This is a genomic window from Salmonella enterica subsp. arizonae, assembly GCF_008692845.1.
GTDB lineage: Bacteria > Pseudomonadota > Gammaproteobacteria > Enterobacterales > Enterobacteriaceae > Salmonella > Salmonella arizonae.
In genome coordinates this window covers 50,426-65,554 of record NZ_VXJW01000013.1, presented here as the reverse complement: position 1 = coordinate 65,554, position 15,129 = coordinate 50,426, and the positions used below count along the sequence as shown (strand labels likewise).

Here is a 15,129-nt window from a genome sequence, read left to right as displayed (position 1 = left end):
TCATGGTTATACTTCTGGTATTAATTTTATCTGAGAGCACGCATTGTGAATTTACTGACCGTGAGTACTGATCTCATCAGTATTTTTTTATTCACGACACTGTTCCTGTTTTTTGCGCGTAAGGTCGCAAAAAAAATCGGTTTAGTGGATAAACCCAACTTCCGTAAACGCCACCAGGGACTGATACCGTTGGTTGGAGGGATTTCGGTTTACGCCGGGATTTGCTTCACATTCGGAATTGTTGATCACTATATTCCTCATGCGTCGCTTTATCTTTCTTGTGCAGGCGTACTGGTGCTTATCGGTGCGCTGGACGACCGTTTTGATATCAGCGTAAAGATCCGTGCGACCATACAGGCCGCGATCGGTATCATTATGATGGTATTCGGTAAACTCTATCTTAGCAGCCTCGGTTATATCTTTGGCTCCTGGGAGATGGTGCTCGGTCCCTTCGGTTATTTCCTTACGCTATTTGCCGTATGGGCGGCGATCAACGCCTTCAATATGGTTGATGGTATTGACGGCCTGCTGGGCGGGTTATCCAGCGTCTCATTCGCGGCGATGGGGCTGATTTTATGGTTTGACGGTCAAACCAGCCTGGCAATATGGTGTTTCGCCATGATCGCCGCGATTCTGCCTTACATTATGCTTAATCTCGGTATTTTGGGGCGGCGCTATAAAGTCTTTATGGGCGATGCTGGTAGTACTCTGATTGGTTTTACCGTTATCTGGATCTTACTGGAAACGACGCAAGGGAAAACTCACCCTATCAGTCCGGTTACCGCGCTATGGATTATCGCTATCCCGCTGATGGATATGGTGGCGATCATGTATCGCCGTCTGCGGAAAGGAATGAGCCCCTTCTCACCCGATCGCCAGCACATCCACCATCTTATCATGCGCGCCGGATTTACCTCTCGTCAGGCGTTTGTACTGATTACGCTTGCTGCCGCCATTCTGGCGGGAGTAGGCGTAACGGCAGAATATTCTCATTTTGTTCCTGAGTGGGTTATGTTGGTGCTCTTTTTGCTAGCATTCTTCCTCTATGGCTACTGTATTAAGCGGGCCTGGAAGGTGGCGAGATTTATTAAGCGTGTGAAACGCCGCCTGCGCAGGCACCGTGAGAACCGGCCAAACTTAACCAAGTAAATGAGGATACGATGACACAACCATTACCGGGAGCACGCGCGGTGAGCGCTGAAAATGAACTGGATATTCGCGGGTTGTTTCGTACTTTATGGGCCGGAAAATTCTGGATTATCGGCATTGGCCTGCTATTTGCCCTTATCGCGTTAGCCTATACCTTTTTTGCTCGTCAGGAGTGGAGCGCGACGGCGATCACCGATCGCCCGACCGTCAATATGTTGGGCGGCTATTACTCCCAGCAACAGTTTCTGCGCAACCTGGATATTAAGACCGATCCCGCCTCTTCCGATAAGCCTTCAGTAATGGACGAAGCGTATAAAGAGTTCATTATGCAACTTGCCTCCTGGGATACGCGTCGCGATTTCTGGTTACAGACGGACTATTACAAGCAGCGAATGGTCGGTAATAGCAAAGCCGATGCGGCGATGCTTGATGAACTGATCAATAATATTCAGTTTACGCCCGGCGATTTTACACGCGCTATCAACGACAATGTGAAACTGATTGCTGAAACCGCGCCGGACGCCAATAATCTGCTGCGTCAGTATGTTGCGTTCGCCAGTCAGCGAGCGGCGAGTCATTTGAATGATGAGTTAAAAGGCGCCTGGGCTGCGCGTACCGTGCAGATGAAAGCGCAGGTCAAACGGCAGGAGGAAGTTGCGAAAGCGATCTACTCGCGTCGTGTAAACAGTATTGAGCAGGCGCTCAAAATTGCGGAACAACATAATATTTCTCGTAGCGCGACGGATGTACCGGCGGATGAATTACCGGACTCAGAGCTTTTTTTACTCGGTCGCCCTATGTTGCAAGCACGTCTTGAAAACCTGCAAGCGGTTGGTCCTGCGTTCGATCTGGACTACTTTCAAAATCGGGCAATGTTGAATACGCTTAATGTGGGACCGACGCTGGACCCTCGTTTTCAGACCTATCGTTATTTGCGTACGCCGGAGGAACCGGTAAAACGTGATAGCCCACGCCGTGCCTTCCTGATGATCATGTGGGGTATCGTTGGGGCGCTAATCGGTGCGGGCGTTGCCTTAACCCGTCGCCGCTCGATTTAGCAGCACCTCTGCAGTAGGGGGCTGGGCCCCTGCTGTCTATTCGAAGAGAATCGATGTGAAAGTACTGACTGTATTTGGTACACGACCGGAGGCCATTAAGATGGCGCCTCTGGTCCATGCGCTGGAAAAAGATCCTCATTTCGAGGCCAAAGTATGCGTTACTGCGCAACATCGGGAGATGCTTGATCAGGTATTAACTCTTTTTTCTATTGTGCCTGATTACGATCTCAATATTATGCAGCCGGGACAGGGATTGACGGAAATTACCTGCCGAATTTTGGCGGGATTAAAGCCGATCCTGGCAGATTTTAAACCTGATGTGGTGCTGGTTCATGGCGATACCACCACTACGATTGCTACCAGCCTGGCGGCTTTCTATCAACGAATTCCGGTAGGGCACGTAGAAGCCGGGTTGCGAACCGGCGATCTCTATTCCCCCTGGCCGGAAGAGGCAAACCGCACGCTGACCGGACATCTGGCGATGTACCACTTTGCGCCGACGGAAAACTCGCGGCAGAATCTGTTGCGGGAGAACATTCCGGATGAGCGCATTTTTGTCACTGGCAATACCGTGATTGACGCGCTGATCTGGGTACGCGATCGCGTTCTGGCGAGCGATACATTACAGGCTGAACTGGCCGAGCAGTATCCTTTCCTCAACGCGAATAAGAAGATGATTCTGGTGACCGGTCATCGCCGCGAAAGCTTTGGCCAGGGCTTTGAGCATATCTGCCATGCGCTGGCGGAAATCGCCGCAGCCAACCAGGATGTGCAAATTGTCTATCCAGTGCATCTTAATCCTAACGTCAGCGAACCTGTCAACCGTATCCTCGGCCACGTTGAAAACGTATTACTGATTGAGCCGCAGGATTATTTACCTTTTGTCTGGCTGATGAATCACGCCTGGCTCATTCTGACCGATTCCGGCGGTATTCAGGAAGAAGCGCCGTCTTTAGGTAAACCGGTACTGGTCATGCGTGAAACCACGGAGCGTCCAGAAGCGATTACCGCCGGTACGGTAAGACTGGTCGGCACGGACTCCCGGCGCATTGTGGCGGAAGTCATGCGTCTGCTGCACGACGAAAATGAATATCAAACCATGAGCCGCGCCCATAATCCTTATGGCAACGGGCAGTCATGCAAGCGCATTTTACAGGCGTTAAAAAGTTATCGGGTATCGTTATGAGTTTTACGACCATTTCTGTTATTGGACTGGGGTATATCGGATTACCGACCGCGGCCGCTTTTGCTTCCCGACAGAAGCAGGTTATCGGCGTGGATATCAACCAACATGCGGTGGACACCATAAACCGCGGTGAAATTCACATCGTGGAGCCGGCGTTGGGTAACGTGGTGAAGACGGCGGTAGACGGTGGTTTTCTGCGTGCGACAACGACGCCTGTCGAGGCCGATGCGTATTTGATTGCGGTGCCGACGCCATTCAAAGGCGATCACGATCCTGACATGGCCTATGTGGAAGCCGCAGCGAAATCCATTGCGCCGGTATTAAAAAAAGGGGCACTGGTGATTCTGGAATCAACATCGCCGGTCGGCGCAACGGAGCAAATGGCTGGCTGGCTGGCCGGGATGCGCCCGGATCTGACCTTTCCCCAGCAGGCGGGCGAGCAGGCTGACGTGAATATCGCCTATTGTCCGGAGCGCGTGCTGCCGGGTCAGGTGATGGTGGAACTCATTAAAAATGACCGCGTGATTGGCGGTATGACGCCAGTATGTTCGGCTCGCGCTAGCGCGCTGTACAAAATTTTCCTTGAGGGCGAATGCGTTGTCACCAACTCGCGCACCGCAGAGATGTGCAAGCTGACGGAAAATAGCTTCCGTGATGTGAATATCGCCTTTGCGAATGAATTGTCGCTGATTTGCGCCGAACAGGGGATTAACGTCTGGGAATTGATCCGCCTGGCGAACCGCCATCCGCGCGTCAATATTTTGCAGCCGGGCCCAGGCGTTGGCGGGCACTGCATTGCGGTCGATCCGTGGTTTATTGTGGCGCAAAATCCGCAGCAGGCGAGACTGATTCGCACCGCGCGTGAAGTGAACGACGGCAAACCGCACTGGGTGGTCGATCAGGTAAAAGCCGCGGTCGCAGATTGCCTGGCGGCCACCGATAAACGCGCCAGCGAAGTGAAAATCGCCTGTTTTGGGCTGGCCTTTAAGCCGAATATCGACGATCTGCGCGAAAGCCCGGCGATGGGGATCGCGCAAAGTATCGCCCGCTGGCACAGCGGCGAAACCCTGGTCGTCGAACCGAATATCCGTCAGTTGCCGAAAAAATTGGACGGACTTTGCACGCTGGCGAAACTGGACGCGGCGCTGGCCGCCGCCGATGTGCTGGTGATGCTGGTCGATCACGACGAATTTAAAGCGATTCCCGGCGATGCGGTTCATCAGCGTTATGTAGTGGATACCAAAGGAGTCTGGCGCTGATGAAACGGATTCTGGTGACTGGCGGCGCAGGATTTATCGGATCTGCGGTGGTGCGGCATATCATCCATAAAACGGCGGATGCGGTGGTGGTGGTGGATAAACTCACCTATGCCGGAAACCTGATGTCTCTGGCGCCGGTGGCGCAAAGTGACCGTTTCGCCTTTGAGAAAGTAAATATCTGCGATCGGGCATCACTGGACCGTATTTTCCAGCAGTATCAGCCCGATAGCGTGATGCATCTGGCGGCGGAAAGTCACGTAGACCGTTCCATCGACGGTCCGGCGGCATTTATTGAAACTAACATCGTTGGTACTTACACCTTACTGGAGGCCGCTCGCGCTTACTGGTCCGCGCTTGACGCGGACGCTAAAGCGGCGTTCCGCTTCCACCATATCTCCACCGATGAAGTGTATGGCGACCTGCATTCCGCAGACGATTTCTTCACCGAAGCTACGCCATATGCGCCAAGCAGCCCTTACTCCGCCTCCAAAGCCAGCAGCGACCATCTGGTACGCGCCTGGTTACGTACCTATGGTTTGCCTACGCTTGTCACCAATTGCTCTAATAACTACGGGCCATACCATTTCCCGGAAAAACTGATCCCGCTGATTATTCTGAATGCGCTGGCGGGTAAACCGTTGCCGGTCTATGGCAACGGCCAGCAAATTCGTGACTGGCTGTATGTGGAAGATCACGCCCGCGCGTTGTATCACGTAGTGACGAACGGCGCGGTGGGCGAGACGTATAATATCGGCGGACATAACGAACGCAAAAATCTGGACGTGGTCAGGACGATTTGCTCTCTGCTGGAGGAACTGGCCCCGCAAAAACCGCAGGGCGTGGCGAATTATCACGATCTGATTACCTTTGTCGACGATCGGCCCGGCCATGACTTACGTTATGCCATCGACGCGTCGAAAATCGCCCGCGAGCTGGGCTGGACGCCGCAGGAAACCTTCGAAAGCGGGATGCGAAAAACCGTTCAGTGGTATCTCGCCAATGAGGCCTGGTGGAAACCCGTGCAGGATGGCAGCTATCAGGGCGAGCGCTTAGGTCTGAAACGCTAAAAGGCAGGCACTTACTCCTGGAGGAGAAATGAAAGGCATCATTCTGGCGGGAGGCTCCGGCACCCGGTTGCATCCCATTACGCGCGGCGTATCAAAGCAGCTTCTGCCTGTCTACGACAAGCCGATGATTTATTATCCGTTATCGGTGCTAATGCTGGCGGGCATTCGTGAAATCCTGATCATCACCACGCCGGAGGATAAACGCGACTTTCAGCGTTTGCTGGGCGACGGCTCGGCGTTAGGTATCGATTTACACTATGCCGAGCAGCCCAGTCCGGACGGGCTGGCGCAAGCCTTTATCATTGGCGAAGCGTTCCTCAACGGTGAACCCTCATGCCTGGTATTAGGCGACAATATCTTTTTTGGCCAAGGATTTAGCCCCAAACTCCGTCAGGTTGCGGCGCGTACCGAAGGCGCTACGGTATTTGGTTATCAGGTCATGGACCCGGAACGCTTTGGCGTCGTGGAGTTTGACGATGATTTTCGCGCGATCTCGCTGGAAGAGAAGCCGAAACAGCCTAAATCTAACTGGGCAGTCACCGGACTCTATTTCTATGATAGCAAGGTCGTCGAGTATGCGAAGCGTGTGAAGCCGTCAGGGCGTGGCGAGCTGGAGATCACTTCCATCAATCAGATGTATCTGGAGGAAGGGAAGCTGACCGTTGAACTGCTGGGTCGCGGCTTCGCCTGGCTGGATACCGGCACCCACGACAGCCTGATTGAGGCGAGCACATTCGTGCAGACGGTGGAAAAGCGCCAGGGCTTCAAAATTGCCTGTCTGGAAGAGATCGCCTGGCGCAACGGCTGGCTGGATGATGACGGTCTGAAACGTGCCGCCAACCAGCTTGAAAAAACCGGTTATGGCCAATATTTGCTGGAGTTGCTCCGTGCCCGTCCGCGCCAGTATTGAACCTTTATGCTGGGAAAATACCTTCTTTGGCGTGAATAGCGCCATTGTGCGTATTGATGCCTCTGCGCCCGAATTAACGCCAGAAGCGCTGCAGGCGTGGGAACGCGTGCAGGTAAAAGTACCGGCTGAAAACACAGCCTGGCTGTCGGCGTTACAACCGCTGGGATTCTCTTTGGTAGAAGGCGAGGTGGATTTCGCATTGCCGGTAAAAGGGCATAGCTATCAACATGGCGCGGAAATTGCACACCTTACGGACATTCCTGCTTTGCGTCAGTTGGCCGGAGAGGCGTTTGCGCTGAGCCGTTTTCGCGCGCCGTGGTACGCGCCCGACGCCAGCGCCCGTTTCTACGCCCAGTGGATTGAGAATGCGGTACGCGGCACGTTTGATCACCAGTGTCTGGTGCTTCGCACGCAGACAGGCGCTATCCGCGGCTACGTCTCGCTGCGAGAATTGAATGATACCGACGCGCGCATCGGTCTGCTGGCCGGACGCGGCGCGGGAGCGGAACTTATGCAGGCGGCGATCTGTTGGGCGCAGAGTCGCGGCAAAGCAACATTGCGGGTGGCGACCCAGTTGGGCAACACCGCCGCGCTTAAACGTTATATACAAAGCGGTGCCAATATCGAAAGCACTGCGTACTGGTTATACAGGTGACAACATGATTCCTTTTAATGCGCCGCCGGTGGTGGGAACCGAGCTCGAATACATGCAGTCTGCAATGAGTAGCGGTAAACTGTGCGGCGACGGCGGATTTACACGTCGTTGTCAGCAGTGGCTGGAGCAACATTTCGGCAGCGCGAAGGTGTTGCTGACGCCTTCCTGCACCGCGTCGCTGGAGATGGCGGCCCTGTTGTTGGATATTCAGCCCGGCGATGAAGTGATCATGCCGAGCTTTACATTTGTCTCCACCGCTAACGCTTTTGTCCTGCGCGGCGCGAAAATCGTGTTTGTCGATATTCGTCCAGATACGATGAATATTGATGAAACGCTGATTGAGGCGGCGATCACCAATAAGACCCGCGCTATCGTACCGGTACACTACGCTGGCGTCGCTTGTGAAATGGATGTCATCATGGCGCTGGCGGAGAAGTATAATCTGTTCGTTATCGAGGACGCCGCCCAAGGCGTGATGTCTACGTATAAAGGCCGCGCCTTAGGGACTATCGGTCATATTGGTTGTTTTAGCTTCCATGAAACCAAAAATTACACCGCTGGCGGTGAAGGCGGCGCGACGCTAATTAACGATCGTGCGCTGATTGAGCGCGCGGAGATCATCCGCGAAAAAGGTACCAACCGCAGCCAGTTCTTCCGTGGTCAGGTGGATAAATACACCTGGCGGGATATCGGCTCCAGCTATTTGATGTCCGATCTGCAGGCTGCCTACCTGTGGGCGCAACTGGAGGCCGCCGATCGTATCAATCAACAGCGTCTGTCGCTGTGGCAGACTTACTATGATGCGTTAACGCCGCTGGCGCGCGCCGGGTGTATTAAGTTGCCTTCTATTCCGGAAAACTGCGGACATAATGCCCACATGTTTTACATCAAACTGCGGGATATCGCCGATCGCAGCGCGCTGATTCATTTCCTGAAAGAGGCGGAAATTATGGCGGTATTCCATTACATTCCGCTGCATGATTGTCCGGCAGGCGATAAATTCGGCAAGTTTATCGGGGACGATATCTACACCACAAAAGAGAGCGAACGTTTGCTGCGCCTGCCGCTGTTTTATAATCTTGCGCCCGTCGATCAACGAACGGTGATTGCTACCTTACTAAATTATTTCTCCTGATATGTCGCTTGCTAAAGCATCCCTGTGGACGGCGGTCAGTACGCTGGTAAAAATTGGCGCCGGACTGCTGGTGGTAAAACTGCTGGCCGTCTCTTTTGGTCCGGCGGGCGTTGGGCTGGCGGGTAACTTCCGCCAGATGATCACCGTGCTGGGCGTATTGGCGGGTGCCGGGATATTTAACGGCGTTACCAAACTTGTCGCGCAGCATCATAATGACCCGGCGCAGTTACGTACCGTGGTGGGAACCTCCTCCGCGATGGTATTGGGTTTCTCTACGTTGCTGGCGCTGATTTTCCTGCTGGCGGCGGCGCCGATTAGCCAGGGACTGTTTGGTCACACGCACTATCAAGGGTTGGTGCGCCTGGTCGCGTTGGTACAAATGGGGATCGCGTGGGCGAACCTGCTGCTGGCGCTGATGAAGGGCTTTCGTGACGCGTCGGGTAATGCTTTATCGTTAATCTTCGGCAGCCTGATCGGCGTAGTCGCTTACTACTTCTGCTACCGTCTGGGCGGTTACGAAGGCGCGCTGTTTGGCCTGGCGCTGGTGCCGGCGCTGGTAGTAGCGCCTGCGGGCATGATGCTGATTAAGCGCGGCGCTATTCCGCTACGCTATCTTAAACCCTCCTGGGATGACGGTCTGGCAGGACAGCTCAGTAAATTTACCCTGATGGCGCTGATTACCTCCGTTACGATGCCGGTCGCCTATGTGATGATGCGAAACCAACTGAAGGCGAATTACAGTTGGGATGAAGTGGGGATTTGGCAGGGCGTAAGCAGTATTTCTGACGCTTATTTGCAATTTATCACCGCCTCCTTCAGCGTTTACCTGTTACCGACGCTCTCACGCCTGACGGAAAAACAGGACATTACGCGTGAAGTAGTGAAAGCGCTGAAATTTGTTCTACCGGCGGTAGCGGCAGCGAGTTTTACCGTCTGGCTACTGCGCGATTTTGCTATCTGGCTGCTTTTTTCCGCCAAATTCACCGCGATGCGCGATCTGTTTGCCTGGCAGTTAGTGGGTGACGTGCTGAAAGTCGGCGCCTATGTTTTCGGTTATCTGGTGATTGCAAAAGCCTCGTTACGGTTTTACATTCTGGCTGAAATTAGCCAGTTTATTCTATTAACGGCGTTCGCTCACTGGCTGATTCCCGCTCACGGCGCGCTGGGCGCGGCACAGGCTTATATGGCCACCTATATTGTCTATTTTTCACTTTGTTGCGGCGTATTTTTACTCTGGCGTAGGCGAGCATGACTGTACTGATTCACGTCCTGGGATCGGATATCCCTCACCATAACCATACCGTGCTGCGGTTTTTTAATGATACGCTGGCCTCCACAAACGAGCACGCGCGCGAATTTATGGTTGCCGGCGAGGATAACGGCTTCACGGAAAGCTGCCCGGCGCTCTCGCTTCGCTTTTATGGCAGTAAGAAAGCGCTGGCGCAGGCGGTGATCGCCAAAGCGAAAGCCAATCGTCGGCAACGCTTCTTTTTTCACGGTCAGTTCAATACCAGCCTGTGGCTGGCGTTGTTAAGCGGCGGTATAAAGCCTGCCCAGTTTTATTGGCATATCTGGGGAGCGGATCTCTACGAAGCGTCCAGCGGGCTGAAATTCCGCTTTTTCTACCCGATTCGCCGTATCGCGCAGGGACGGGTAGGGGGCGTATTCGCGACTCGCGGCGATCTCAGCTATTTTGCGCGCCAGCATCCGGGCGTGCGCGGCGAGCTGCTTTATTTTCCGACGCGCATGGATCCTTCCCTGAATTCACTCGCAATAGAATGCCAACGCGCAGGGAAATTGACTATTCTGGTGGGTAACTCCGGCGATCGCAGTAATGAACACATTACGGCGTTGCGGGCGGTACATCAGCAGTTTGGCGATACGGTGAACGTTGTGGTGCCGATGGGCTATCCTGCCAATAACCAAGCCTATATCGATGAGGTTCGTCAGGAAGGGCTGGCGCTATTTAGCGCTGAAAATCTACAAATTCTTAGCGAAAAAATGGAATTTGATGCCTATCTTGCGCTGCTTCGTCAGTGTGACCTCGGCTATTTTATTTTTGCCCGCCAACAAGGGATTGGGACGTTGTGTCTGCTTATTCAGGCCAATATCCCGTGCGTACTGAATCGCGACAATCCTTTCTGGCAGGATATGGCGGAACAGCATCTGCCTGTCCTGTTTACGACGGACGACCTTAGTGAGCGGGTCGTGCGCGAGGCGCAGCGTCAGCTCGCGTCGGTAGATAAAAGCGGCATCACCTTCTTTAGTCCCAATTACCTGCAACCGTGGCATAATGCGTTGAGAATCGCCGCAGGAGAAGCCGAATGAATTTGATGCAATTCAGCGGGTTGTTGGTGGTCTGGCTGCTCTCTACGCTATTTATCGCCACGCTGACGTGGTTTGAATTCCGCCGCGTGCGTTTTAATTTCAACGTTTTCTTTTCGTTGCTGTTTTTATTGACCTTCTTTTTTGGTTTTCCGTTAACCAGCGTGCTGGTGTTCCGTTTCGATGTCGGCGTCGCGCCGCCGGAAATCTTATTGCAGGCTTTATTATCCGCGGCCTGTTTCTACGGCGTGTATTACGTGACCTATAAAACGCGTTTACGCAAACGCGTTGTGGATGTACCACGCAAGCCGCTATTTACCATGAACCGGGTGGAAACCCACCTTACCTGGGTGATCCTGATGGGCATCGCGCTGGTGAGCGTCGGGATTTTCTTTATGCATAACGGCTTTTTGCTGTTCCGGCTGCACTCCTACAGCCAGATCTTTTCCAGCGAAGTTTCCGGTGTGGCGTTAAAACGGTTCTTCTATTTCTTCATTCCGGCGATGCTGGTGGTCTATTTCCTGCGCCAGGACAGCAAAGCGTGGCTGTTCTTTCTGGTGAGCACCGTCGCGTTTGGTCTGTTGACCTATATGATTGTCGGCGGCACGCGCGCCAACATCATTATTGCGTTTGCTATCTTCCTGTTTATCGGCATTATTCGTGGCTGGATCAGTCTGTGGATGCTGGCGGCGGCAGGCGTGCTGGGGATTGTCGGTATGTTCTGGCTGGCGCTCAAACGCTACGGGTTAAATGTGAGCGGCGATGAGGCGTTCTACACGTTTCTCTATCTGACGCGCGATACCTTTTCGCCGTGGGAGAATCTGGCGCTGTTGTTGCAAAATTACCACAATATTGATTTTCAGGGGCTGGCCCCTATCGTGCGTGATTTCTACGTCTTTATTCCCACTTGGTTATGGCCGGGGCGACCCAGTATCGTACTGAATTCCGCAAATTATTTTACCTGGGAAGTGCTGAATAACCATTCCGGCCTGGCGATATCGCCCACGCTTATCGGATCGCTGGTGGTCATGGGCGGGGCGCTGTTTATTCCGCTCGGCGCGATCGTCGTCGGGCTGATTATCAAATGGTTCGACTGGCTGTATGAGCTGGGAAATCGGGAGCCCAATCGTTATAAGGCAGCGATTCTGCACAGTTTCTGCTTTGGCGCCATCTTTAATATGATTGTACTGGCGCGAGAAGGGCTGGATTCGTTTGTCTCGCGAGTGGTTTTCTTCCTGGTGGTTTTCGGCGCCAGCCTGCTGGTTGCTAAGCTTTTGTTCTGGCTATTTGATAGCGCCGGGCTGATTCATAAACGTACAACTTCGCTCCCTCAGGCACAGGTGGAAAGAAAACTATGACCAATAATGCCGCGGCGCCGCTTTACTCGTTGCGTGGATTACCTCTGATTGGCTGGCGCGATATGCCACATGCGCTGAATTATCTGTTTGCCGACGGCCAACTGAAGCAAGGTACGCTGGTGGCGATCAACGCCGAAAAGCTGCTGACGGCGGAAGATAATCCGGACGTTCGGGCGTTGATAGCGGCGGCGGAATTTAAATATGCCGATGGCATCAGCGTGGTGCGCTCAATACGTAAAAAATTCCCGCAGGCGCAGGTCTCCCGCGTGGCTGGCGCCGACCTCTGGGAAGCGCTAATGGCGCGCGCGGGTAAAGAAGGCACGCCGGTATTTCTTATCGGTGGTAAGCCTGAGGTGCTGGCGCAGACGGAAGAAAAACTGCGGGCGCAGTGGAACGTCAATATTGTGGGTAGCCAGGACGGTTACTTTACGCCGGAGCAGAGCCAGGCGCTGTTTGCGCGTATCCATGCCAGCGGCGCGCAAATTGTCACCGTCGCGATGGGATCGCCGAAACAGGAAATCGTGATGCACGATTGTCGGGAAGTACATCCCCATGCGTTATATATGGGCGTGGGCGGCACCTATGATGTGTTTACTGGTCACGTCAAACGCGCCCCGAAAATATGGCAGAACCTGGGGCTGGAATGGTTATATCGCCTGCTTTCCCAACCGAGTCGTATTACCCGTCAGATGCGGCTGCTGCGCTACCTTCGCTGGCACTATACCGACGACCTCTAATTTTCCCTTCTGATGACTTGAGCAGCGTATTGTGCTTATGGCGTTGCTCATTCACAACATAATCGATGCTTTCTTACTCAATAAATGCATTTTTTTAATGGTTCATTTGCCATTTGTCCAAATTTAAGAAAATATTCGCAACAATCGATGTACCCATAACAATAACCGGTACTACCGGAACCGTTGCAAACACGACATGAGGATTTATGGCAGAGAAAAAAACGGAGCTACAGCGTGGGCTGGAAGCTCGTCATATTGAATTGATTGCCCTTGGGGGCACCATTGGCGTCGGACTCTTTATGGGTGCCGCCAGTACGCTGAAATGGGCGGGCCCGTCAGTGTTGCTGGCGTATATTATCGCCGGATTGTTCGTCTTTTTCATCATGCGCTCAATGGGGGAGATGCTCTTTCTGGAACCCGTCACTGGCTCCTTCGCTGTGTACGCCCACCGGTATATGAGTCCTTTTTTTGGCTATCTCACTGCCTGGTCGTACTGGTTTATGTGGATGGCTGTCGGGATCTCGGAGATCACTGCCATCGGGGTCTACGTCCAGTTCTGGTTTCCAGAGATGGCGCAGTGGATACCAGCGCTGATTGCCGTAGGACTGGTCGCGTTGGCTAACCTGGCGGCGGTGCGTCTGTATGGCGAAATCGAATTCTGGTTTGCGATGATCAAAGTCACCACTATTATTGTGATGATCATCATCGGCCTGGGGGTGATTTTCTTCGGTTTTGGCAATGGTGGCCAGGCGATAGGCTTTGGTAATCTGACCGGGCATGGCGGCTTTTTTGCCGGCGGCTGGAAAGGCTTTCTGACCGCGTTATGTATCGTGGTGGCCTCTTATCAGGGCGTAGAGCTGATCGGTATTACCGCTGGTGAGGCGAAGAATCCGCAGGTGACGTTGCGTAGCGCGGTAGGTAACGTGTTGTGGCGTATTCTGATTTTTTATGTGGGCGCGATTTTTGTTATCGTCACCATTTTCCCGTGGAATGAGATTGGCAGCAACGGCAGCCCATTTGTACTCACCTTCGCGAAAATCGGCATTACCGCAGCGGCAGGCATTATCAACTTTGTCGTGCTGACGGCGGCGCTATCCGGCTGTAACAGCGGAATGTATAGCTGTGGGCGTATGCTCTACGCGCTGGCGAAAAACCGTCAACTACCGGCGGCAGTTGCAAAAGTCTCCCGCCACGGCGTCCCGGTCGCGGGCGTGGCGCTCTCTATTTTGATTTTGCTGGTAGGTTCCTGCCTGAACTACATCATCCCCAATCCGCAGCGCGTTTTTGTTTACGTTTATAGCGCCAGCGTACTGCCGGGGATGGTGCCGTGGTTTGTCATTCTGATTAGCCAGTTGCGTTTTCGCCAGGCGCATAAAGAAGCGATTGCGGATCATCCTTTTCGTTCCATTATGTTCCCGTGGGCGAACTATTTAACGATGGCGTTTCTGGTTTGCGTTTTAATCGGCATGTACTTTAATGAAGATACTCGCATGTCGCTGTTTGTCGGCGTCATCTTTCTGCTGGTCGTGACGCTGGTCTACAAAGTTTTCTGCCTGAATCGTCACGGAACCGCCCATAAGGTGGGGGAATAAGCGACAAAATGCGCAAAGCATAACCAAACGCGCATTTTATTTAAAAAGGCACTGGACAGCGGGGAATGAAGTCCGTATTATCCACCCCCGCAACGGCGCTAAGCGCCCGTAGCTCAGCTGGATAGAGCGCTGCCCTCCGGAGGCAGAGGTCTCAGGTTCGAATCCTGTCGGGCGTACCATTTATTTAGGTGCTTGAGCTGCGGTGGTTTAATACCGCGTAAAAAGTTTCAGTGGTGGCTATAGCTCAGTTGGTAGAGCCCTGGATTGTGATTCCAGTTGTCGTGGGTTCGAATCCCATTAGCCACCCCATTAATAGAGAGTTGTGAAACGCGAAGGTGGCGGAATTGGTAGACGCGCTAGCTTCAGGTGTTAGTGTCCTTACGGACGTGGGGGTTCAAGTCCCCCCCCTCGCACCACGACTCAACGAGTTGAACTAAAAACTCAAAAAGCAGTATATCGGCGAGTAGCGCAGCTTGGTAGCGCAACTGGTTTGGGACCAGTGGGTCGGAGGTTCGAATCCTCTCTCGCCGACCAATTTTGAACCCCGCTTCGGCGGGGTTTTTTGTTTTCTGTTCCTTTTCAAGTAATTATCCCGCACGTGTTGTCATTGTTGACTATTGGCGATACTCCTGTCTTCATTTGTCTCTATTTGGTGACGAATAATACATTGATTTATAATCACTTTATAAAAAATATTC

The 15,129-nt window shown here is 53.2% G+C and carries 13 protein-coding genes and 4 tRNA genes; all 17 read left to right on the top strand.

All coding sequences use genetic code 11. The features are described from left to right. The first annotated feature begins 45 nt into the window (after positions 1-45). Positions 46-1,149 carry a UDP-N-acetylglucosamine--undecaprenyl-phosphate N-acetylglucosaminephosphotransferase gene (gene wecA / locus F4V61_RS19175; protein WP_023247374.1) on the top strand — a complete coding sequence of 368 codons (1,104 nt, stop codon included), beginning with the start codon at positions 46-48 and terminating at the stop codon, positions 1,147-1,149. Positions 1,150-1,160: 11 nt separating this feature from the next. After that, positions 1,161-2,207, top strand: coding sequence for an ECA polysaccharide chain length modulation protein (gene wzzE, locus F4V61_RS19170; protein ID WP_038397334.1), 1,047 nt, complete (start codon positions 1,161-1,163; stop codon positions 2,205-2,207). 55 nt (positions 2,208-2,262) lie between these two features. Beyond that, positions 2,263-3,393, top strand: a complete 1,131-nt coding sequence (gene wecB, locus F4V61_RS19165; RefSeq protein WP_038397333.1) for a non-hydrolyzing UDP-N-acetylglucosamine 2-epimerase — start codon at positions 2,263-2,265, stop codon at positions 3,391-3,393. Continuing rightward, positions 3,390-4,652 (top strand): UDP-N-acetyl-D-mannosamine dehydrogenase, encoded by a 1,263-nt coding sequence (gene wecC / locus F4V61_RS19160; RefSeq protein ID WP_038397332.1) that lies wholly within the window; start codon positions 3,390-3,392, stop codon positions 4,650-4,652. The genes wecB and wecC overlap by 4 nt, the downstream gene beginning before the upstream one ends. Beyond that, entirely contained in the window at positions 4,652-5,719 is a 1,068-nt protein-coding gene (gene rffG, locus F4V61_RS19155) for a dTDP-glucose 4,6-dehydratase (RefSeq protein ID WP_038397331.1), read from the top strand. Before wecC ends, rffG begins: the two co-directional genes overlap by 1 nt. A gap of 28 nt (positions 5,720-5,747) precedes the next feature. Beyond that, positions 5,748-6,629, top strand: a complete 882-nt coding sequence (rfbA, locus tag F4V61_RS19150; RefSeq protein ID WP_038397330.1) for a glucose-1-phosphate thymidylyltransferase RfbA — start codon at positions 5,748-5,750, stop codon at positions 6,627-6,629. Next, positions 6,607-7,284, top strand: coding sequence for a dTDP-4-amino-4,6-dideoxy-D-galactose acyltransferase (gene rffC, locus F4V61_RS19145; RefSeq protein ID WP_058346017.1), 678 nt, complete (start codon positions 6,607-6,609; stop codon positions 7,282-7,284). Before rfbA ends, rffC begins: the two co-directional genes overlap by 23 nt. A 4-nt stretch (positions 7,285-7,288) precedes the next feature. Beyond that, a complete protein-coding gene (rffA, locus tag F4V61_RS19140) occupies positions 7,289-8,419 on the top strand; it encodes a dTDP-4-amino-4,6-dideoxygalactose transaminase (RefSeq protein WP_000612086.1) in 1,131 nt (376 codons plus the stop codon). A 1-nt stretch (position 8,420) separates the two neighbouring features. Continuing rightward, a complete protein-coding gene (gene wzxE, locus F4V61_RS19135) occupies positions 8,421-9,671 on the top strand; it encodes a lipid III flippase WzxE (RefSeq protein WP_000050281.1) in 1,251 nt (416 codons plus the stop codon). Beyond that, complete coding sequence (locus F4V61_RS19130; protein ID WP_000217204.1) at positions 9,668-10,747, top strand: TDP-N-acetylfucosamine:lipid II N-acetylfucosaminyltransferase; 1,080 nt, start codon at positions 9,668-9,670, stop codon at positions 10,745-10,747. Before wzxE ends, F4V61_RS19130 begins: the two co-directional genes overlap by 4 nt. Next, positions 10,744-12,102 carry an ECA oligosaccharide polymerase gene (gene wzyE / locus F4V61_RS19125; RefSeq protein ID WP_038397327.1) on the top strand — a complete coding sequence of 453 codons (1,359 nt, stop codon included), beginning with the start codon at positions 10,744-10,746 and terminating at the stop codon, positions 12,100-12,102. The genes F4V61_RS19130 and wzyE overlap by 4 nt, the downstream gene beginning before the upstream one ends. Further along, the gene (gene wecG, locus F4V61_RS19120; RefSeq protein WP_000183611.1) at positions 12,099-12,839 is read left to right on the top strand and encodes a lipopolysaccharide N-acetylmannosaminouronosyltransferase; all 741 of its coding nucleotides are present in this window, start codon (positions 12,099-12,101) and stop codon (positions 12,837-12,839) included. Before wzyE ends, wecG begins: the two co-directional genes overlap by 4 nt. A 206-nt stretch (positions 12,840-13,045) precedes the next feature. Continuing rightward, on the top strand, positions 13,046-14,431 hold the full coding sequence (thrP, locus tag F4V61_RS19115) for a bifunctional threonine/serine APC transporter ThrP (protein ID WP_038397326.1): 1,386 nt from the start codon (positions 13,046-13,048) through the stop codon (positions 14,429-14,431). A gap of 102 nt (positions 14,432-14,533) precedes the next feature. Then, positions 14,534-14,610: transfer RNA gene (locus F4V61_RS19110), tRNA-Arg, on the top strand. A 54-nt stretch (positions 14,611-14,664) separates the two neighbouring features. Then, a tRNA-His gene (locus F4V61_RS19105) sits at positions 14,665-14,740 on the top strand. A 20-nt stretch (positions 14,741-14,760) separates the two neighbouring features. After that, a tRNA-Leu gene (locus F4V61_RS19100) sits at positions 14,761-14,847 on the top strand. 41 nt (positions 14,848-14,888) lie between these two features. Then, positions 14,889-14,965, top strand: a tRNA-Pro gene (locus F4V61_RS19095). Positions 14,966-15,129 lie beyond the last annotated feature (164 nt).

What these genes read in the sequence shown, in the direction of transcription:
- wzzE (WP_038397334.1), top strand. Translation starts at nt 1,161, where the DNA reads ATGACACAACCATTACCGGGAGCACGCGCGGTGAGCGCTGAAAATGAA.
- wecC (WP_038397332.1), top strand. Translation starts at nt 3,390, where the DNA reads ATGAGTTTTACGACCATTTCTGTTATTGGACTGGGGTATATCGGATTA.
- rffG (WP_038397331.1), top strand. Translation starts at nt 4,652, where the DNA reads ATGAAACGGATTCTGGTGACTGGCGGCGCAGGATTTATCGGATCTGCG.
- rfbA (WP_038397330.1), top strand. Translation starts at nt 5,748, where the DNA reads ATGAAAGGCATCATTCTGGCGGGAGGCTCCGGCACCCGGTTGCATCCC.
- rffA (WP_000612086.1), top strand. Translation starts at nt 7,289, where the DNA reads ATGATTCCTTTTAATGCGCCGCCGGTGGTGGGAACCGAGCTCGAATAC.
- wzxE (WP_000050281.1), top strand. Translation starts at nt 8,421, where the DNA reads ATGTCGCTTGCTAAAGCATCCCTGTGGACGGCGGTCAGTACGCTGGTA.
- F4V61_RS19130 (WP_000217204.1), top strand. Translation starts at nt 9,668, where the DNA reads ATGACTGTACTGATTCACGTCCTGGGATCGGATATCCCTCACCATAAC.
- wzyE (WP_038397327.1), top strand. Translation starts at nt 10,744, where the DNA reads ATGAATTTGATGCAATTCAGCGGGTTGTTGGTGGTCTGGCTGCTCTCT.
- wecG (WP_000183611.1), top strand. Translation starts at nt 12,099, where the DNA reads ATGACCAATAATGCCGCGGCGCCGCTTTACTCGTTGCGTGGATTACCT.
- thrP (WP_038397326.1), top strand. Translation starts at nt 13,046, where the DNA reads ATGGCAGAGAAAAAAACGGAGCTACAGCGTGGGCTGGAAGCTCGTCAT.